This window comes from Pseudomonas sp. GW704-F2 (assembly GCF_059423025.1).
Genome location: NZ_JBWKXO010000045.1, coordinates 12,139 through 31,256 on the forward strand (window position 1 = coordinate 12,139; position 19,118 = coordinate 31,256).

At 61.7% G+C, this 19,118-nt stretch carries 17 protein-coding genes; 11 read left to right on the top strand and 6 right to left on the bottom strand.

Going from position 1 to position 19,118, the window contains the following annotated elements; genetic code table 11:
• The first annotated feature begins 126 nt into the window (after positions 1 to 126).
• From AC07W0_RS26365 to AC07W0_RS26405, 9 genes are all read left to right on the top strand, one after another.
• Positions 127 to 1,434, top strand: coding sequence for a CitMHS family transporter (locus tag AC07W0_RS26365; protein ID WP_017849048.1), 1,308 nt, complete (start codon positions 127 to 129; stop codon positions 1,432 to 1,434).
• Between the two features lie 64 nt (positions 1,435 to 1,498).
• Positions 1,499 to 2,266, top strand: a complete 768-nt coding sequence (locus tag AC07W0_RS26370; protein WP_017849047.1) for a TerC family protein — start codon at positions 1,499 to 1,501, stop codon at positions 2,264 to 2,266.
• A gap of 211 nt (positions 2,267 to 2,477) precedes the next feature.
• Positions 2,478 to 4,136, top strand: a complete 1,659-nt coding sequence (locus AC07W0_RS26375) for a Na/Pi cotransporter family protein (RefSeq protein ID WP_102618545.1) — start codon at positions 2,478 to 2,480, stop codon at positions 4,134 to 4,136.
• A 57-nt stretch (positions 4,137 to 4,193) separates the two neighbouring features.
• Positions 4,194 to 5,576, top strand: a complete 1,383-nt coding sequence (locus AC07W0_RS26380; protein WP_102618544.1) for a M16 family metallopeptidase — start codon at positions 4,194 to 4,196, stop codon at positions 5,574 to 5,576.
• Between the two features lie 70 nt (positions 5,577 to 5,646).
• The gene (locus AC07W0_RS26385; protein ID WP_017849044.1) at positions 5,647 to 6,678 is read left to right on the top strand and encodes a DUF5924 family protein; all 1,032 of its coding nucleotides are present in this window, start codon (positions 5,647 to 5,649) and stop codon (positions 6,676 to 6,678) included.
• 54 nt (positions 6,679 to 6,732) lie between these two features.
• Positions 6,733 to 7,881 (top strand): ABC transporter permease, encoded by a 1,149-nt coding sequence (locus tag AC07W0_RS26390; protein ID WP_017849043.1) that lies wholly within the window; start codon positions 6,733 to 6,735, stop codon positions 7,879 to 7,881.
• On the top strand, positions 7,878 to 8,681 hold the full coding sequence (locus AC07W0_RS26395) for an ABC transporter ATP-binding protein (RefSeq protein ID WP_017849042.1): 804 nt from the start codon (positions 7,878 to 7,880) through the stop codon (positions 8,679 to 8,681). Before AC07W0_RS26390 ends, AC07W0_RS26395 begins: the two co-directional genes overlap by 4 nt.
• Position 8,682: 1 nt before the next feature.
• Entirely contained in the window at positions 8,683 to 9,621 is a 939-nt protein-coding gene (locus AC07W0_RS26400) for an MlaD family protein (protein ID WP_017849041.1), read from the top strand.
• Positions 9,618 to 10,229 carry an ABC-type transport auxiliary lipoprotein family protein gene (locus tag AC07W0_RS26405; RefSeq protein WP_102618543.1) on the top strand — a complete coding sequence of 204 codons (612 nt, stop codon included), beginning with the start codon at positions 9,618 to 9,620 and terminating at the stop codon, positions 10,227 to 10,229. Before AC07W0_RS26400 ends, AC07W0_RS26405 begins: the two co-directional genes overlap by 4 nt.
• A 103-nt stretch (positions 10,230 to 10,332) precedes the next feature.
• Here the strand turns inward: AC07W0_RS26405 and AC07W0_RS26410 are convergent, their stop codons facing one another.
• From AC07W0_RS26410 to AC07W0_RS26430, 5 genes are all read right to left on the bottom strand, one after another.
• Positions 10,333 to 11,562, bottom strand: a complete 1,230-nt coding sequence (locus AC07W0_RS26410) for a nucleoside recognition domain-containing protein (RefSeq protein WP_017849039.1) — start codon at positions 11,560 to 11,562, stop codon at positions 10,333 to 10,335.
• Between the two features lie 95 nt (positions 11,563 to 11,657).
• A complete protein-coding gene (gene gltP, locus AC07W0_RS26415; protein ID WP_017849038.1) occupies positions 11,658 to 12,989 on the bottom strand; it encodes a glutamate/aspartate:proton symporter GltP in 1,332 nt (443 codons plus the stop codon).
• Between the two features lie 729 nt (positions 12,990 to 13,718).
• Positions 13,719 to 14,186, bottom strand: a complete 468-nt coding sequence (locus AC07W0_RS26420; RefSeq protein ID WP_046381532.1) for an inhibitor of vertebrate lysozyme family protein — start codon at positions 14,184 to 14,186, stop codon at positions 13,719 to 13,721.
• Positions 14,187 to 14,188: 2 nt separating this feature from the next.
• On the bottom strand, positions 14,189 to 14,353 hold the full coding sequence (locus AC07W0_RS26425) for a DUF1328 domain-containing protein (protein ID WP_003170804.1): 165 nt from the start codon (positions 14,351 to 14,353) through the stop codon (positions 14,189 to 14,191).
• 80 nt (positions 14,354 to 14,433) lie between these two features.
• The gene (locus AC07W0_RS26430) at positions 14,434 to 14,733 is read right to left on the bottom strand and encodes a hypothetical protein (protein ID WP_017849036.1); all 300 of its coding nucleotides are present in this window, start codon (positions 14,731 to 14,733) and stop codon (positions 14,434 to 14,436) included.
• 376 nt (positions 14,734 to 15,109) lie between these two features.
• Here AC07W0_RS26430 and algB point away from each other — a divergent pair, with 376 nt between their 5' ends.
• Both algB and AC07W0_RS26440 read left to right on the top strand, forming a co-directional pair.
• Complete coding sequence (gene algB / locus AC07W0_RS26435) at positions 15,110 to 16,456, top strand: sigma-54-dependent response regulator transcription factor AlgB (RefSeq protein ID WP_017849035.1); 1,347 nt, start codon at positions 15,110 to 15,112, stop codon at positions 16,454 to 16,456.
• 10 nt (positions 16,457 to 16,466) lie between these two features.
• Complete coding sequence (locus AC07W0_RS26440) at positions 16,467 to 18,254, top strand: KinB sensor domain-containing domain (RefSeq protein WP_102618542.1); 1,788 nt, start codon at positions 16,467 to 16,469, stop codon at positions 18,252 to 18,254.
• Between the two features lie 3 nt (positions 18,255 to 18,257).
• Here AC07W0_RS26440 and AC07W0_RS26445 read toward each other — a convergent pair whose 3' ends face one another.
• A complete protein-coding gene (locus tag AC07W0_RS26445) occupies positions 18,258 to 19,034 on the bottom strand; it encodes an N-acetylmuramoyl-L-alanine amidase (RefSeq protein ID WP_017849033.1) in 777 nt (258 codons plus the stop codon).
• Between the last annotated feature and the right edge of the window lie 84 nt (positions 19,035 to 19,118).

Genomic DNA, 19,118 nt, shown 5'->3' on the forward strand with positions numbered 1-19,118 from the left:
GATTCCCGATGTCCGCCCGTTCCCGCCTGTTCGCCCCCACTCCACCCGTAAGCCTCGTGCCTCTCGTTCTGCGCTGACCCCACCCGGTTCGCCATTCCTTAGCCGCGCTACGCCTGGAGTATTCCTATGCTGACTTTCCTTGGCTTTGCCATGGTCATCACGTTCATGTTCCTGATCATGACCAAGCGCCTGTCCGCGCTGATCGCCCTGATCATCGTGCCGATTCTGTTCGCGCTGTTCGGCGGTTTTGCGCCGAAGATCGGCCCGATGATGCTCGAAGGCATCACCAAGCTCGCGCCGACCGGCGTGATGCTGATGTTCGCCATCCTCTACTTTGCCCTGATGATCGACTCCGGCCTGTTCGACCCGGCCGTGCGCAAGATCCTCAAGATGGTCAAGGGCGACCCGCTGAAAGTCTCGGTCGGCACCGCCGTGCTGGCCTTGGTGGTGTCTCTTGACGGTGACGGTGCCACCACCTACATGATCTGCGTGGCCGCGATGCTGCCGCTGTACCAGCGCATCGGCATGAGCCCACGGATCATGGCCGGCCTGATCATCCTCGCCGGTGGCGTGATGAACATGACGCCCTGGGGCGGCCCGACCGCTCGCGCCGCGAGTGCGCTGCACGTGGACCCGTCAGACATCTTCGTCCCGATGATCCCGGCCATGGCCGCCGGCGTGGTCGCGATCCTGGTGATCGCTTACATGTACGGCAAGCGCGAACGTGCGCGCCTGGGTGAACTGCACCTGCAGGGCGACGAGATCGACCACAGCGAAATCAGCGTGTCGCAATACCCGGATGCCCGCCGTCCGAAGCTGATCTGGTTCAACGGCGTGCTGACCCTGGCGCTGATGTGTACGTTGATCGCCGGCCTGTTGCCACTGCCGGTGCTGTTCATGGTGGCGTTCAGTATCGCAATGATCGTCAACTACCCGTGCCTGCAACAGCAGAAAGACCGCGTCGCCGCCCATGCCGGCAGCGTACTGGCCGTGGTGGGGTTGATCTTCGCTGCAGGGATTTTCACCGGCATCCTGTCGGGCACCGGCATGGTCGACGCCATGTCCAAGAGCCTGCTGGCGGTCATTCCAGAAGCCCTGGGCCCTTACCTGGCGGTGATCACCGCGCTGGTGAGCATGCCGTTCACCTTCTTCATGTCCAACGATGCGTTCTACTATGGCGTACTGCCGGTGCTGGCCGAAGCCGCCAGTCACTATGGCATCACCGCCGTGGAAATGGCCCGTGCCTCCATCGTCGGCCAACCCGTACACTTGCTCAGCCCGTTGGTGCCATCGACTTACCTGCTGGTGGCCCTGGCCGGTATCGAATTCGGCGATCACCAGCGCTTCACCCTGAAGTGGGCAGTGCTGGTGTGCCTGTGCATAATGTTCGCGGCGTTGCTGATGGGGATTTTTCCGCTGTTCAGCACTCTATAATCGTACCGACTCACCGCGCGGCGCTGCAGCTGGCGCGGTTTAACACTCGCTTAAAGGAATACACATGGAATGGCTGACCAATCCGGAAATCTGGATTGCCTTCTTCACCCTGACGGCCCTCGAGATCGTTCTGGGCATCGATAACATCATCATGATTTCGATCCTGGTCAGCCGCATGCCCAAGCATATGCAGGCGCGTACCCGGATCTTCGGCCTGGCCCTGGCCATGGTCACGCGAATCCTGTTGCTGCTGTCCATCACTTGGGTCATGCGCCTGACCGACGACCTGTTCGTGGTCTTCGGCCAGGGCATTTCCGGGCGCGACCTGATCCTGTTCTTCGGTGGTTTGTTCCTGCTGTGGAAAAGCTCCCAGGAGATGTACCACGCCCTGGAAGGTGAAGACGAAACCCACGAAGAGCCCAAAGGCGCCGGTGGCAAGTTCATCTACACCATCATCCAGATCGCGATCATCGACATCGTGTTCTCCCTGGACTCGGTGATCACTGCCGTCGGCATGGTGTCCCATGTGCCGGTGATGATCGCGGCGATCGTGGTCGCGGTGCTGGTGATGATGGCAGCGGCCGGCACCATCAGTGACTTCATCGACAAGCACCCGTCGCTGAAGATGCTGGCGCTGTCGTTCCTGGTAGTGGTGGGTACCGTGCTGATCGCCGAATCCTTCGACGTGCATGTGCCTAAAGGCTACGTCTACTTCGCCATGGCGTTCTCGCTGGCGGTGGAAGCGGTGAACATCAAGATGCGTACCGCCATCGCGAAAAAGAAGAAACAGCAGGACCCTGTGAAACTGCGCAAGGACATTCCGGGTCAATAATCTTGATCCGCTGCTGAAATGGGGCGTTCGCGCCCCATTTTTTCATCTGCACAAAACTGACTTCATGACAGTTTTGTTTCAAACCCGACTTTAGCTATGCGATGCTGGCGCACAGCCCTTTCGCCAACTACAGCTTAAGTACAAGACGTAGAACGGCACGCGGCAATTCTCATTGGCTCCTGTTGGAGCCCACCCACACGGGGGGCCGAGCATGCTGACCTTGCTCAATCTGCTTTCCGCCGTGACCCTGCTGATCTGGGGCACGCATATCGTCCGTACCGGCATCCTGCGGGTCTACGGTTCCAACCTGCGCCACGTCATCGGGCAAAACATGTCCAAGCGCTGGCTGGCGTTCGTCGCCGGTATCCTGGTGACGGCCATGGTGCAGAGCAGCAACGCCACCGCCATGCTGGTCACATCGTTTGTCGGCCAGGGCCTGATGGGGCTGATGCCTGCCCTGGCGACCATGCTCGGCGCCGACGTCGGGACGGCGCTGATGGCCCGGGTGCTCACCCTGGACCTGTCCTGGCTGTCGCCGCTGCTGATCTTTCTCGGGGTGATCTTCTTCCTCTCGCGCAAGCAGACACGGGCCGGGCAACTGGGTCGGGTCGGGATCGGCCTCGGGCTGATCATCCTCGCCCTGCAATTGATCGTCGAAGCCGCCGGGCCGATTACCCACGCGCAGGGCGTGAAGGTGCTGTTCGCCTCACTGACCGGCGACATCCTGCTCGATGCGCTGGTCGGCGCGTTGTTCGCGATGATTTCCTACTCCAGCCTCGCCGCCGTACTGCTGACCGCCACCCTGGCCGGCGCCGGACTGATCGGCTTGCACGTGGCCATCGGCCTGGTGATCGGCGCCAACATCGGCAGCGGCGTGCTCGCCTTCCTCAGCACCAACATGCAGAACGCCGCCGGACGCCAGGTGGCCCTGGGCAGCCTGTTGTACAAATTGATCGGCCTGTTGCTGATCATCCCGGTGCTCGACCCGCTCGTGTTGTGGATGGACGGCCTGGATTACAGCGCCCAAGGCATGGTCATCAGCTTCCACCTGCTCTACAACGTCAGTCGCTGCCTGATCCTGCTACCGAGCATCGGCCCGATGGCCCGGGTCTGCGCGTGGTTGCTGCCCGAACGTGAAGAGGCCAACGGCAAGGCCACGCCGCGCCACCTGGACCTCGCCGCCCTGGCCACGCCAAGCCTGGCGCTGGCCAACGCGGTGCGGGAAACCCTGCGCCTGGGCGACCTGATCGACAACATGCTCACCGCAATGCTCGAAGTGCTGCGCGGCAAACAGACGGCCATCACCCAGGAAATGCGCAGCCTCAGCGACGACGTCGAGGCGCTCTACAGCGCGATCAAGCTCTGCCTGGCGCAAATGCCCCGCGAAGACCTCAGCGAACAGGACAACCGCCGCTGGGCCGAGATCATCGAGCTGTCGATCAACCTGAAACTGGCCGGCGACCTGATCGAACGCATGTTGCGCAAAGTCCAGCAGCAGAAAACGTCCCAACGTCGCCAGTTCTCCGAAGTGGGCCTGGAAGAACTCACCGGCCTGCATAGCCAACTGATTGCCAACCTGCGCCTGGGCCTGTCGGTATTCCTCAGTGCCGACCCGGAAAGCGCACGCCAATTGCTGCGCGAGAAACGCCGCTTCCGCGCCCAGGAGCGGCGCCTGGCCCATGCCCACGTCAGCCGCCTGCAACGCAAGATCGTACAGAGCCTGGAGACCAGTTCCCTGCATTTGGAACTGATTGCCGACATGAAACGCTTGAACTCATTGTTTTGCAGCAGTGCTTATGTAGTCTTGGAAACGTCCGACACCGGCGCACTGTCCGCCGAAGATATTGCCGACATCACACATTCGCCCTGAACGTAAGACGGCCGCTGAAGTCAGTTAACACTGACCTCACTCGCCAGGAAGCCAGTTATGCGTCGCCTGTTACTCGCCTGCCTGCTCATGGGCTCTGCACACGCCTTTGCCTTTGACCGCCTGCACGTCGAGGGTTACACCTTGCCCAACGGCCTGCAACTGCTGCTCAAGCCGGGCACCGAACGCGGGCATGTGGCGATTCGCCTGGTGGTCGGCGTGGGCCTGGATGACTTCCGCTGCGAAGACAAGGAACTGCCGCACCTGCTCGAACACTTGTTGTTCAGCGGTATCGACGGCGGCGGCGAAGGCGACCTCGAAGAACGCATGCAAGCCCTGGGCGGCGAGTGGAACGCCTACACCAGCAACGCCGACACCACCTTCGTGATCGAGGCGCCCGCGCAAAACCAGCGTAAGGTCCTGGACCTGCTGCGGGCGATCCTCACCCGCACCGAACTGACCGATGCCCATATCAATGCCGCCAAGCAGGTGGTCGAGCGCGAAGACGGCGGCCATTACTCGCACCTGCAACGCCTGCTGGACCGCCAGGACCTGGGCCACACCGCCAGCAACCAATTGGCGGTCGAACTGGGCCTCAAGTGCGCCGAACGCGCCGAGGCCGGCCAGTTGACCCGCGACCAGTTGGAGCAACTGCGCAAAAACTGGTACGCCCCCAACAACATGACGCTGATCATCGTCGGCGACCTCGACAAACTGCTGCCGGCCTATCTGGAACGCACTTATGGCCAACTTGTCCCGGTCGAGCCCACCGAGCATCTGGCCCTGCCGGAAATCCAGCACGCCGCCGCCAACCGCCGTGACCTGATCCATGGCTGGGTCGGCAACGGCGCCAAACTGCACTGGTTGCTCCCCGAGCCGGTACTCGACGACCAGCATGACGAAACCTACAACCTGCTCAAGGACTACCTCGACTGGGCGCTGTATCGCCAACTGCGCCTCAAGCACGGTTTGTCCTACGGCCCGTGGAGCGAACGCGAAGTGCTCGGCGGCGTCGGTTTCCTCAGCCTGAATGCCGACCTCGAACGGGAAAACCTCGCCGAAGCCGAACAGGTGTTGCAAGACCTCACGGCCCAACTGCTCAAGGACGGCCTCGACCCGGCGGCATTCGCCCGCCTGCAAAACGCCGCCATCGCACGCCAGGCCTGGGCCGTGCAGGGCAACAGCGCGCTGGCCGACTATTACTGGAGCGCCTCGGGCGACTATGACAACGGTCACTTCAGCGACCCGGTCAAACGCATCAAGGCCGTGAGCCTGGCGCAGACCAACCAGGCCATGCGCCAACTCTTCAAGCAGCCGGGCTACTGGCGCATCGAGAAACCGCTGCTGAGCTACGACATGCTGAACTGGATCGGCGCCGGTGTGCTCGGGCTGATCGCGATTGGAGTGATCGGCGTGCGCAGTTATCGCAAACGGATCGCGTAATGAGGCACCGCACCCAGGGCTAAGACGTTATTCTGTCTGGGATTTTTCCTACAAAGACTGTGACCGCCGAATGCCGAACCTGAACCACTACATCCAGCGCATCCTCGAACTGATGAAGCGCTACCCAGGGGTGATTGCACTCGGCGGTTTCATCTCGGGGGTGAGCAGCTTCATCCTGGTGGACCGCCAGCAGGGCATGGCCAGCTGGATCGCGGTGATCATGCTGGTGAGCTGGCTGTGGCTGATGCTGGAAAACAGCTTTACCCAGCTGTTCACCAAACTCTTCAAGCGCGAAATCCCCGAACCGCTGCTGCGCTACGCCACCCAGATGATCCACCAGGAAAGTCTGTTTTTCGTGCTGCCGTTCTTTTTCATCACCACCACCTGGAACAGCGGCCAATCGATCTTCACCGGGCTGCTCGGCGCGGCGGCGCTGGTGTCGATCACCGACCCGCTGTACTACAAGTGGCTGGCGCCGAAACGCTCGCTGTTCCTCGCCTTGCACACCTTGACCCTGTTCGCCGCGCTGCTCACCGCGCTGCCGATCATCCTGCACCTGACCACCGCCGAGAGTTACAAGCTGGCCCTCGGCGTGGCCATGGTCCTGTCGATCCCGAGCCTGGCCGTAAGCCTGCCGCTGCGCAGCGTCAAAGGCTGGGCGATGCTGCTCGGGGTCACGGCCGCGATTGGCTGCGCCGGATGGTTCCTACGCAGTTGGGTTCCACCGGCCACCTTGTGGATGACCGAAGTGGCGATCAGCACCCAGTTGCAAGACCGCACACCCGGCGACGATCTCAAAGAGGTCAGCGCCGCCCAACTGCGCAGCGGCGGGCTGTATGCCTATACCGCGATCAATGCCCCGCGCGGGCTGGATGAGCGGATCTACCATGTGTGGAAATTCAACGGCCAGGAAGTCGACCGCATCGCCCTGGATATCCACGGCGGGCGCAAGGAAGGCTACCGCGCCTGGACCCACAAGCAGAACTTCCCGGCCGACTCCGTGGGACGCTGGCAAGTCCGGGTGCTGACCGAGGACGGGCAGGTGATCGGTGTGCTGCGCTTCAAAGTGACTGACACAGCACAAACGGACAACCCAAAGTAAGCTGTATCGTGCTATTACGTAGACATTGTGGATAGCCAGACAAGCTCGGAGCTTATGACCACTCGTACCTCGGCCGGCACAGCCCACCTCGATACGTCCACCGCCCCCCCGTTACTCAGGATTACGGGGGACTGGACGCTTGCCCACTACACAAACCTGAAAAAACTGTCGGACAAACTCGACGGCCAATACGACGCCGGTGCCCGCATCGACCTCAATGGCCTCGGTGCCCTCGACACAGCCGGCGCCTCACTGTTGGTGGAGCTGCTGGGCCCGGACCGCATCGAGCAATCCGCCGAGCAGACCGATTGCAGCCTGTCCGCCGCCGACCGCGCGCTGCTCAAGACTGTCTACCGCTCCCTGAACGATTTCTGCGTACCGGAAAAAGCGCCGGAAGAAGCCGTCGGCATCCAGTTGCTGGCGCGCATCGGTGCCGCGGTGGACACAGTGTGGCTGGACAGCAAGCAACTGCTGGGCTTTATCGGCCTGATCCTGGAAACCTTCGCCCGCAGCATTTTCCGGCCCAAGCGCTGGCGCGTGACGCCGATGGTTGCGCATATCGAACAGACCGGCCTCGACGCCGCGCCCATCGTCGCCTTGCTGACGTTTCTGGTGGGCGCCGTGGTGGCATTCCTCGGTGCCACGGTACTCAAGAGCTTTGGCGCGACAATTTTCACCGTGGACCTGGTGGCGTTCTCCTTCCTACGGGAATTCGGCGTCTTGCTCACCGCGATCCTGATCGCCGGCCGCACCGCCAGTGCCTTTACCGCACAAATCGGCTCGATGAAGGCCAACGAGGAAATCGACGCAATCCGCACCCTGGGCCTGGACCCGATGGAGCTGCTGGTATTGCCCCGGGTACTGGCACTGCTGGTGTCGCTGCCGATGCTGACGTTCCTGGCGATGCTCTCGGGGATTGTCGGCGGCGGGGTGGTGTGTGCGCTGACCCTGGATATTTCGCCGGCGATGTTCCTCTCGCTGCTGCAGTCGGACATTGGCGTGAAGCATTTCCTGGTGGGCATGGTGAAAGCGCCGTTCTTCGCCTTCCTGATCGCCGCCATCGGTTGCCTGGAAGGCTTCAAGGTCAGCGGCAGCGCCGAGTCGGTCGGCGCCCATACCACCTCCAGCGTGGTGCAATCGATTTTTGTGGTGATCGTGCTGGATGCGGTCGCCGCGCTGTTCTTCATGGAGATGAGCTGGTGAGTCGCCGACCCCGAGCGCCCAGCGAGGCGGTGATCGAAGTCCGTGGGCTGTGCAATCGCTTTGGCAGCCAGAGCGTGCATGAAAACCTCGACCTGGATCTGTACAAGGGCGAAATCCTCGCCGTGGTCGGCGGTTCCGGCAGCGGCAAGTCGGTGCTGTTGCGCAGCATCGTCGGCCTGCGCCGGCCCAGCGCAGGCGAGGTACGGGTATTCGGCAAGGACTTGTCGAACCTGCCGGAGCATGAGCGCTCCCTGGTGGAACGACGCTTTGGCGTACTGTTCCAGAAGGGCGCGCTGTTTTCCTCGCTGACGGTGACCGAGAACGTCGCGCTGCCGCTGATCGAACACGCCGGCCTGAGCCGCGCCGACGCCGAGCACCTGGCTGCGGTCAAACTGGCCCTGGCCGGGTTGCCGTTGTCGGCGGCCGACAAATACCCGGCGTCGCTGTCCGGCGGCATGATCAAGCGTGCAGCCCTGGCCCGCGCCCTGGCGCTGGACCCGGACATCCTGTTCCTCGACGAACCCACCGCCGGGCTCGACCCGATCGGCGCCGCGCAATTCGACCAACTGATCCTGACCCTGCGCGATGCGCTGGGCCTGAGTGTGTTCCTGGTCACCCATGACCTGGACACGCTGTACACCATCACCGACCGCGTGGCGGTGCTGGCGCAGAAGAAAGTGCTGGTGGCCGATGCCATCGATGTCGTCTCGGAAACCGACGACGCCTGGATTCACGAATATTTCCACGGCCCCCGGGGCCGCGCGGCATTGGATGCCGCTCAACCGCTCAACGAGGTATGACATGGAAACCCGAGCCCATCATGTGATGATCGGTCTGTTCAGCGTGATTGTGGTGGTCGGCGCGATGCTGTTCGGCCTGTGGCTGGCCAAGTCCAGCGTCGACACCGCGTTCCAGGATTACGAAGTGATTTTCAACGAGGCGGTCAGCGGCCTGTCCCAGGGCAGCTCGGTGCAGTACAGCGGGATCAAGGTGGGCGATGTCATCAGCCTGCGCCTGGACCCCAAAGACCCGCGCCGCGTGCTCGCGCGCATCCGCCTCTCCGGGCAGACGCCGATCAAGGAAGACACCCAGGCCAAACTGGCGCTGACCGGCATCACCGGCACATCGATCATCCAGCTCAGCGGTGGCACACCGCAAAGCCCGAAACTCAAGGGCAAGGACGGCAACCTGCCGGAGATCATTGCCTCGCCATCGCCAATCGCGCGGTTGCTGACCAACAGCAACGACCTGATGACCAGCATCAACCTGCTGCTGCACAACGCCAACGAAATGTTCTCCGCGCAGAATGTCGAGCGCATCAGCAACACCCTGGACCACCTGGAACAAACCACCGGCGCGATTGCCGAGCAGCGCGGTGATATCAAGGTGGTGATGCAGCAACTGATGCAGGTCAGCAAGCAGGCCGGTGCCGCCCTGGAGCAGACCACTGCGCTGATGCGCAATGCCAACGGCCTGCTCAACGATCAAGGCAAGCAGGTCTTCGGCAGCGCCGAACAAGCGATGAAATCCCTTGAGCAAAGCACCGCGACCATCAATACCTTGCTGACCGATAACAAGAACTCGGTGAACAGCGGCATGCAGGGCCTCAACGAACTGGCGCCGGCCGTGCGCGAACTGCGCGAAACCCTCGGTTCGCTGCGCGCCATCTCCCGCCGCCTGGAAGCCAACCCCAGCGGTTACCTGCTGGGCAGCGACAAGAACAAGGAGTTCACGCCATGAAGCGTGCTTACCAACTGATCGCCCCCGTGGCCCTGGCGCTGGTCAGCGCGTGCTCGATCCTGCCCAAGCCCGATCCGTCCGACGTCTATCGCCTGGCCTCGGCCCCGGCGGCCACCCAAGCAGCGCCGGTAGCCTGGTCGCTGCGCGTGACCAAGCCGCAGACCAGCGAGTTCCTCGACAGCCCGCGCATTGCCGTGGTGCCCCAGGGTGATCTGATCAGCAGCTACGCCAACTCACGCTGGAGCGACCCGGCGCCGGTGCTGCTGCGCAACCGCTTCATGGATGGCTTCCAGCGCGATGGCCGGGTGACACTGCTGAGCAGCGACGAGACCAACCTGCAGGCCGACTACGAGTTGGGCGGGCAATTGCAGGCGTTCCAGAGCGAATACCGCGGCAACGCAGTGGAGGTGGTGATCCGCCTGGATGCGCGGCTGGTGCGCGGCAGTGATCAGCGGATCATTGCCAGCCGCCGGTTTGAAGTGCGCCAGCCAGTCGGCGACAACAAAGTACCGGCGGTGGTGGCCGGGTTTGGGCTGGCGGGGGATCAGTTGAACAAGCTGGTGGTGGATTGGGTGGTGGCGCAGGGCAACACTGCGCCGAAACGCTGAGGGCCTCATCGGGAGCAAGCTCCCTCCCACAGTTGACCGCGTTTCGTCAGGATGAATACGGTTGAATGTGGGAGGGAGCTTGCTCCCGATAGCCATCCAAGCCTTAACCGAAAAACCAGTAGCACACCGCAATCGCCGCCACCACACCGGCAAACTCCGCCAGCAATGCACAACCCACCGCATGCCTTGCCCGCTGAATGCCCACCGAGCCGAAATACACCGCCAACACATAGAAGGTGGTCTCGGTACTGCCCTGAACCGTCGCCGCCACCAATGCCGGGAAGCTGTCGACGCCCTGGGTCTGCATGGTCTCGATCAACATCGCCCGTGCGGCACTGCCGGAGAACGGCTTGACCATCGCGGTCGGCAGCGCGTCGACGAAGCGCGTGTCCAGGCCAGTCCAGGCCACCACATGACGAATGCCTTCCAGGCCAAAGTCCAGCGCGCCAGACGCACGCAACACGCCCACCGCGCAAAGCATCGCCACCAGGTATGGCAGCAGGTTCTTGGCGACGTCGAAGCCTTCTTTGGCCCCTTCGACAAACGCCTCGTACACCTTCACCTTGCGCAACGCGCCGACCAGCAGGAACAGCATGATCAGGCCAAACAGCGTCAGGTTGCCGAGGATCGACGACAGCCCGGCCAGCGCCGTGGCGGACAAGGTCGCCAGCAATGCCATGAAGCCGCCCAGCAGCAGTGCGCCCGGGATCAAATAGGCCAGCACCACCGGGTCCCACAGCCGCAGGCGCTGCATCACCGCCACCGAGAGCAAGCCCGTCAGGGTCGACGCGCTGGTGGCCAGCAGGATCGGCAGGAACACCAGCGTCGGGTCGGCCGCGCCTTGCTGGGCGCGGTACATGAAGATGGTCACCGGCAACAGCGTCAGCGAGGACGCGTTGAGCACCAGGAACAGAATCTGCGCGTTACTCGCGGTATTGGGGATCGGGTTGAGTTCCTGCAACGCCTTCATGGCTTTCAGGCCGATGGGCGTGGCGGCGTTGTCCAGGCCCAGGCCGTTGGCGGCGAAGTTGAGGGTGATCAGGCCGATGGCCGGGTGGCCGGCCGGCACTTCCGGCATCAGCCGGCGGAACAGGGGGCCCAGGGCCTTGGCCAACCAATTGACGATCCCGGCTTTTTCGGCGATGCGCAAAAACCCCAGCCATAACGTCAGGGTGCCGAACAGCAACACCATGACCTCCACCGACAATTTGGCCATGGCGAAAATGCTTTCCACCATCGCCGCAAAAATCCCAGCGTTACCGCCCACCAGCCATTGCGCCAGTGCTGACACCATTGCCACGACAAAGAAGCCAAGCCACAGGCCATTGAGCATCAGTTGAATCCCCCGAAAGATGGGGCGAATGATAGCGGGGCTGGCAGAAACGACAAACCCCGGATTTCCCGGGGTTTGTTCGCATCAGGCTGGCCTCAGCCGCGGCTGGTCTCACCGACCGGCAGCACTTGCTTGGTGCGCCAGTGCGGCAGGGAGTTCCAGTAGCGCTCGCCCTTGGCATCGTCGTACATGCCTTCCCAACGGGAGATGACCAGTACCGCCAGGGCGTTGCCGATCACGTTGAGCGCGGTACGCGCCATGTCCATGACGCGGTCGACACCGGCAATGAACGCCAGGCCTTCCAACGGAATGCCCACGCTGCCCAGCGTCGCCAGCAACACCACGAAGGACACGCCCGGCACACCGGCGATGCCCTTGGAGGTGACCATCAGCGTCAGCACCAGCATCAGTTGCTGGCCGACCGACAAATCAATGCCATACAGCTGGGCGATAAAGATCGCCGCGATGCTCTGGTACAGGGTCGAACCATCGAGGTTGAACGAATAACCGGTCGGCACCACGAAGCTGCAGATGGCCTTCGGCGCGCCGTAGGCTTCCATCTTCTCGATCACACGCGGCAGCACGGTTTCCGAACTGGCGGTGGAGTAGGCCAGCACCAGCTCATCCTTGAAGATACGCATCAGCTTGATCACCGAGAAGCCGAACAGGCGTGCGATCAGGCCCAGGACCACAAAGGCGAAGAACAGGATGGCGACGTAAACCAGAATCACCAGCTTGGCCAGTGGCAGCAGGGAAGCGAAGCCGAAGTTGGCGACGGTCACCGCGATCAGCGCGAACACACCGATAGGCGCGTACTTCATGATCATGTGGGTGACTTTGAACATGCTCTCGGACACGCCCTGGAACATCGTCACCAACGGTTCGCGCAGCTCAGGCTTGAGGCTCGACAGGCCCAGGCCGAACAGCACGGAGAAGAAGATGATCGGCAGCATCTCGCCACGCGCGACGGCGGCAAAGATGTTCGACGGGATCAGGTTGAGGATGGTCTGGACGAACGCATGCTCATGCTGCACTTCCGCCGCGGTCGCCTGGTACTTGGAGATGTCCACGGTACCCAGCGTACTCATGTCGATGCCCGCACCGGGGTGGAACACGTTGGCCAGCAACAGGCCGACCACGATGGCGATGGTGGTGACGATTTCGAAGTAAAGGATGGTTTTGACACCGATGCGCCCGAGCTTTTTCGCGTCACCGACACCGGCAATGCCGACGATCAGCGAAGAAATCACAATCGGGATCACGATCATCTTGATCAGGCGGATAAAGATATCGCCCGCTGGCTGCAGCACATTACTGATCCACCAGGCCTTTTCAGCACTGAAATGGTTGAGCACGGCACCGATTGCGATACCCAGCACCAAACCGATGAGGATCTGCCAGGCGAGGCTTAGCTTTGCCTTCTTCATGTCATTACCCTTACTTCAAGTGAACTTAAGGCAAATGCGCCAGCTGCAACGCCCGGAAGCGAAAAAGTGTGTGCATCTGCCTCCGTAGAAGGTCACCGCCGCATGGCCGAAATGGCTTACTGGCAGGCGAAAAAAGGCGCAACTATTCCCATGCAAGGAGGCGACGTCTAATGCCGTAAACGCCTACCCTATGCCGAATCGGCATGGCTTTTTTTAAGAATAACTGTCCGAACGGTCAGTTCAAATGCGACATTTTGCCCGGTGAATATGCCGTGAACCGGTCAAATCAGGCTCGCTCAGAGATTCAGGACAACCTGGGAGCGTTGGCAAAAATGCCCGTGCTTTCAGCGGTACATTGACTGAAATGTCCTATGGCGCGGGCAAAATTTTCTCGATAGATGGTCGCCCCGACATACCCAGTAATGATTGGGCTCGGGCGAAAAGAAGACTCTCGGCTATGAGCGGCATAAGAGGCGGGGGTGAACGTCATAAGCGCGCCGCAAGTCCAGCAAGCTCGAGAGCGTGTGGACTTGCGGCGCAGCTTTTCACCTGACCCGGCCCTTGCGCAGGCACTCCCTGTCCCCGTAGGTCGCGCCGATCGCGAAGGATCAGAGCAACCCGGCCCCCTGGTCATGCATCACCCTTGGCGAGCGATGCAAACAGAAAGAAGCGCACAGGCTTCTTTCTATGGACGCCGGTCCCGTAGACGACAAATGCATCAGACGGAACCTAGTACCAATTCGGATCTTTCTTAAGCTGCTCCATCAGCAGCTTTTGCATGCCTGCATCCGGCTTACCGATAAACCGGTAATCGGCGTGCCGGGTCGGGGACTTGTCCGCCGGCAGGCCGGCCGGGACTTCCACCAACATGGCGTAGGCATCTTCCTTGTCGTAACTGAAGGCGACGATCAGGCGCTTGTTTCGGCAGGTGTCTGCGGTTTCGCAGAGCGGCCCGACCAAGTACTTGTCGCCACCTTCTTCGACGGCATTCATTTGCTCGGCGGCGCCGGACAGGTTCATGACCCATTCCGGCAGGCGCTCTTCTTTCTTCACCACGCTTTGCCAGGTTTCACGGTACTGCGGGTCCGCGCCGAGCAATTCGTTGGCGCGGCTCTGGCCGTCGTGAGCGGCCATCGCCAAGCCGCTGCCGCCCAGGAGCAGGACGGCAGCCATGGTTTTGAGGGACAAACGGGTCATATTCAGCCTCGGCCGCGACGACCAAAGAAGAACGAAGCGATGAACATCACCAGGAAGACCACAAACAGGATCTTGGCGATACCCGTGGCGGTGCCCGCGATACCACCGAAGCCCAGGACTGCAGCCACAATGGCGATGATCAGAAATGTGATTGCCCAACTCAACATGGTGATTCTCCTTACGCTTTTATAGGGGGTGACAGCGGTACTGCCGTGCAATCGCTCAACTCAAGCGACCTTTTTATTGCCTAGAACACCCAACGTTCCTGGGATGGCAGTTCATTCAGGGCAGACGCCTGGTCAACCATCCGCAGTTGGGGAACGGTTACATCGGCAGAAACGCTGCCAACGGAACGGCTATCAATGGAACGAAAGTGGGTCTGGGTCATCGCCGGACGTTCGAAATGCGGGGTTTGCTGCTGACTCTGCTGCCAATGCTGCAGCTGCTGGCCGCCAATCAACGTGACCATCAAGGCCAGGCTGGCGAACAGGCCTTGTTGCAAGCGCAGTGGCGATACATGCAGTGAGCTGAGGCTTGGGCGAGTCATGCTGCTTTCTCCCGCATTTTGATTATTCGTTAGGAGAGCTATTGCAGAGCGCATGCCAGTTTTTTTACAAAATAATATTCAACTAAATCAATCAGTTAGATATATGCGACCGGAGCAAAGCCCAGCATCCTGCACGATGGCCGCCTGGGCGCCGTGCGAAATGCACGATCGCCAGCGGTCGGATCGACGGATAGAAAACCCATCGTGCGTTGCCGAAGTGGCAAGAAGGCATGAAAACGCCATTGGGCGCAGGCTTTGTAGGAATGCAGGCAGATAGCTGCACGACGTTGCGTTTTATCGATCAGAATGAACCATGCAACTTGCCCGATTATTCCGGGACTAAACACCATCATTCATATTAAGGAGCGCGGGACAGATGGAATCAGCCAAGGAACTTCAAGGCCGCATTCTTTTGGTGGACGACGAATCCGCAATCCTTCGTACCTTCCGTTATTGCCTGGAAGATGAGGGCTACACCGTAGCCACCGCCAACAGCGCCGCCCAGGCCGATGCCTTGATGCAACGCCAGGTGTTCGACCTGTGCTTCCTCGACCTGCGCCTGGGCGAGGATAACGGCCTGGATGTGTTGGCGCAGATGCGTATCCAGGCGCCGTGGATGCGCGTGGTGATTGTGACCGCGCATTCCGCCGTCGACACCGCCGTGGATGCCATCCAGGCCGGCGCGGCTGATTATCTGGTCAAACCGTGCAGCCCCGACCAACTGCGCCTGGCCACCGCCAAACAGCTGGAAGTGCGCCAGCTCTCCGCGCGCCTGGAAGCACTGGAAGGCGAGGTGCGCCAACCGAAAGACGGTCTCGACTCCCACAGCCCGGCGATGATGGCGGTGCTGGAAACTGCGCGCCAAGTGGCCGGGACTGACGCCAACATCCTCATCCTCGGCGAGTCCGGCACCGGTAAAGGCGAGCTGGCGCGGGCCATTCATGGCTGGAGCAAGCGCTCGAAGAAATCCTGCGTCACCATCAACTGCCCGTCGCTGACGGCGGAGCTGATGGAAAGCGAACTGTTCGGCCATAGCCGCGGAGCCTTTACCGGCGCCAGCGAAAGCACCTTGGGCCGGGTCAACCAAGCGGATGGCGGCACGCTGTTTCTCGACGAGATCGGCGATTTTCCCCTCACTCTGCAACCCAAGTTGCTGCGTTTTATCCAGGACAAGGAATACGAGCGCGTGGGCGACCCGGTCACCCGGCGCGCCGATGTACGCATCCTCGCGGCCACCAACCTGAATCTCGAAGACATGGTGCGCGACGGCCGCTTCCGCGAAGACTTGCTGTACCGCCTCAACGTCATCACCTTGCACCTGCCGCCGTTGCGCGAACGCAGCGAAGACATCCTGGCCTTGGCCGACCGCTTCCTCGCCCGCTTCGTCAAGGAATACGCGCGACCAGCGCGGGGCTTCAGCGATGAGGCACGCGAAGCGCTGCTCAACTACCGATGGCCGGGCAATATCCGCGAGCTGCGCAACGTGGTGGAGCGCGCGAGCATTATCTGCCCGCAGGAAAAAGTCGAAATCAGCCACCTCGGGATGGCCGAACAGCCGACCAACAATGCCCCCCGTATCGGTGCAGCGTTGAGCCTGGACGAGCTGGAAAAAGCGCATATCGGCGCGGTACTTGCCACCAGCGACACCCTGGATCAGGCGGCCCGCACCCTGGGCATCGACGCGTCGACGCTGTACCGCAAACGCAAACAGTACAACCTGTGAGCGGCACCCTATGAAGTTAGCGATGACATTGCGCACTCGGTTATTCCTGAGTATCTCAGCGCTGATCACCGTCGCCCTGCTGGGGTTGATCCTGGGCCTGGTCAGCGTGATGCAGATGGCCAAGACCCAGGAGTCGTCGATCCGCAGCAACTTCATCACCCTCGACCTGGGACTCAAACTGCGCCAGAGCCTGGGCGATCAGTTGATGATGATGCTCGAACAGCGCCCCAATCCCGAGGCGCTGCAAGCGTCCGAACAGCGTTACTTCGAGCTGCTCGACCAAGGCATTGCGCATGAACAGCGCGACGGGAACAGCAGCGGTTTCAGCCGGGCCCGGGCCGACTATCAGCGCTTCCTGGCGGCTTTTGACGAGTCTCAACAAGCGTCCCCACCGCCCGGCAGCAAAGAGAAAATCACCGAAACCTTCAATGTCCTGCGCAACGGCCTGATCGCCGAGCACAAGCAGGCCTTGGAAAACATCAGCGCCAGCGAACATAAATCCCGCGAGCGCGCCTTGTTGATCGCCGGGCTGCTGGGGTTGGTTGGCCTCGCAGTGTTGATCATCGGCTTTGTTACCGCCCATGGCATCGCCCGACGGTTTGGCGGGCCGATCGAAGCACTGGCCAAGGCCGCCGACAAGATCGGGCAAGGCGATTTCGAAGTGACCCTGCCCATTTCTTCGGCAGCGGAAATGAACCAACTGACCCGACGCTTCGGCATCATGGCCGAAGCCTTGCGCCAGCATCAGGCAACCAATATCGATGAGTTGCTCGCCGGCCAGCAGCGCCTGCAGGCGGTACTCGACAGTATCGACGACGGCCTGTTGATGATTGACCGGCAAGGCCGCCTGGAACACCTCAACCCAGTGGCACAGCGCCAGTTGGGCTGGGACGAGGAACGTCTCGGCCAGGGCCTGGGCGAGGCGCTGGGTCGCCCGGAAATGGACGATCAGTTGCAACTGGTGCTGCGCGGCGGCAGCCTGGAGCGCGCGCCGGACGACCTGGAAGTGGAAGTCGAGGGCGAACTGCGCCTGCTGACCTACAGCCTGACGCCGGTGAGCCACACCCAGGGGCATATCCTCGGTGCCGTGATGGTGCTGCATGACGTCACCGAACAGCGCGCCTTTGAACGGGTACGCAGCGAGTTCGTGTTGCGCGCCTCCCACGAATTGCGCACGCCGGTGACCGGCATGCACATGGCCTTCGGCTTGTTCCGCGAACGCGCGAAGTTTCCCGCGGAGTCCCGTGAAGCGGACCTGCTGGATACGGTCAATGAAGAAATGCAGCGCCTGATGCAGTTGATCAATGACCTGCTCAACTTTTCGCGCTACCAGAACGGCATGCAAAAACTCACCCTGGCCCCGTGCGATGTCACCGACCTGCTGGAGCATGCACGGGCGCGCTTTGCCGAGCCGGCGAATGCACAACACATCGAACTGCTGGTAGAAGCCCAGCCCGACCTGCCTCGGCTGTATGCCGACCAGGCGCAACTGGAACGCGTGCTCGACAACCTGTTGGGCAACGCCCTGCGCCATACCGCCGAGGGCGGGCAGATCCGTCTGCAGGCACGACGCCATGGCGAGCGGGTGATCATCAGCGTTGAGGACAACGGCGAAGGTATCGCCTATGGTCAACAAGGGCGCATCTTCGAACCCTTCGTGCAGGTGGGCCGCAAGAAAGGCGGCGCCGGCCTGGGGCTGGCGCTGTGCAAGGAGATCGTGCAACTGCACGGCGGCCGCATGGGCGTGTATTCGCGGCCGGGGCAGGGCACGCAGTTCTACATGGCGTTGCCGCTGTAGCAATTAACGCCGGTCGAGGGCACGCAGGATCGCGGCACTCTCGGCATCCGGCGTGCCATCGAACAGCGCAGGGCGGAAGTGCATCTGGAACGCGGCGAGCACATGGCGCGTGGCGACGTCCAGCTCACCGGTCTGCGGCGTCTGGTAGCCCAGGTGCGCCAACGCTTCCTGGAACCAGGTGATGCTCGGCAGGTCCGTGGCGTACTGCGCCTGGAAGCGTGCCACTGCCTGCGCGTCGGGCCAGACGCCCAAGCCTTTCTCGGCCAGGCGCTTCCATGGGAACAACGGCCCCGGGTCCAGCTTGCGCAGCGGCGCGATATCGCTGTGACCGATGATGTTTCTGGGGTCGATGCCGTTGCGCGTGCTGATGTCCTTGAGCAACACCTCCAGGGATTTCACCTGCGCTTCGGAATACGGGTACCACACGCGGCCCGTCGGCGTGTCGCGGAACCCCGGGTTGACGATCTCGATCCCGATGGAGCTGGAGTTCAGCCAGGTGCGGCCCATCCACTCGCTTTCCCCGGCATGCCAGGCGCGCTGGCTTTCATCCACCAGCTTGTAGATGGTGCCCGAAGCGTCGTCGCCGATCAGGTAATGGCTGCTGACCTGACCATGGGTCAGCAGCGCCAGGGAGCGTTCGAGGTTGGTCGAGGTGTAATGGACGACCACGAACTGCACGCGGTTGTCATGGTTGACCGAAGGGTGGCTGGTATCCAGGCGCGGGCCGCTGGCGCAGCCGCTGAGCAGGAGGAACACAAAGGCGAAGTACACGGATTTCATGGCGGATAACGTTACGCTGAAGACGATAATGCAACAGTGTAACGTACCGTTTGTGGCCCGAACGTCAAATTACAAAATGGAACA

What these genes read in the sequence shown, in the direction of transcription:
- AC07W0_RS26410 (WP_017849039.1), bottom strand. Translation starts at nt 11,562, where the DNA reads ATGCTCAATGGCCTGTGGCTTGGCTTCTTTGTCGTGGCAATGGTGTCA.
- AC07W0_RS26425 (WP_003170804.1), bottom strand. Translation starts at nt 14,353, where the DNA reads ATGTTGAGTTGGGCAATCACATTTCTGATCATCGCCATTGTGGCTGCA.
- gltP (WP_017849038.1), bottom strand. Translation starts at nt 12,989, where the DNA reads ATGAAGAAGGCAAAGCTAAGCCTCGCCTGGCAGATCCTCATCGGTTTG.
- AC07W0_RS26375 (WP_102618545.1), top strand. Translation starts at nt 2,478, where the DNA reads ATGCTGACCTTGCTCAATCTGCTTTCCGCCGTGACCCTGCTGATCTGG.
- AC07W0_RS26365 (WP_017849048.1), top strand. Translation starts at nt 127, where the DNA reads ATGCTGACTTTCCTTGGCTTTGCCATGGTCATCACGTTCATGTTCCTG.
- algB (WP_017849035.1), top strand. Translation starts at nt 15,110, where the DNA reads ATGGAATCAGCCAAGGAACTTCAAGGCCGCATTCTTTTGGTGGACGAC.
- AC07W0_RS26430 (WP_017849036.1), bottom strand. Translation starts at nt 14,733, where the DNA reads ATGACTCGCCCAAGCCTCAGCTCACTGCATGTATCGCCACTGCGCTTG.
- AC07W0_RS26440 (WP_102618542.1), top strand. Translation starts at nt 16,467, where the DNA reads ATGAAGTTAGCGATGACATTGCGCACTCGGTTATTCCTGAGTATCTCA.
- AC07W0_RS26400 (WP_017849041.1), top strand. Translation starts at nt 8,683, where the DNA reads ATGGAAACCCGAGCCCATCATGTGATGATCGGTCTGTTCAGCGTGATT.
- AC07W0_RS26420 (WP_046381532.1), bottom strand. Translation starts at nt 14,186, where the DNA reads ATGACCCGTTTGTCCCTCAAAACCATGGCTGCCGTCCTGCTCCTGGGC.
- AC07W0_RS26370 (WP_017849047.1), top strand. Translation starts at nt 1,499, where the DNA reads ATGGAATGGCTGACCAATCCGGAAATCTGGATTGCCTTCTTCACCCTG.
- AC07W0_RS26405 (WP_102618543.1), top strand. Translation starts at nt 9,618, where the DNA reads ATGAAGCGTGCTTACCAACTGATCGCCCCCGTGGCCCTGGCGCTGGTC.
- AC07W0_RS26445 (WP_017849033.1), bottom strand. Translation starts at nt 19,034, where the DNA reads ATGAAATCCGTGTACTTCGCCTTTGTGTTCCTCCTGCTCAGCGGCTGC.
- AC07W0_RS26380 (WP_102618544.1), top strand. Translation starts at nt 4,194, where the DNA reads ATGCGTCGCCTGTTACTCGCCTGCCTGCTCATGGGCTCTGCACACGCC.
- AC07W0_RS26390 (WP_017849043.1), top strand. Translation starts at nt 6,733, where the DNA reads ATGACCACTCGTACCTCGGCCGGCACAGCCCACCTCGATACGTCCACC.
- AC07W0_RS26385 (WP_017849044.1), top strand. Translation starts at nt 5,647, where the DNA reads ATGCCGAACCTGAACCACTACATCCAGCGCATCCTCGAACTGATGAAG.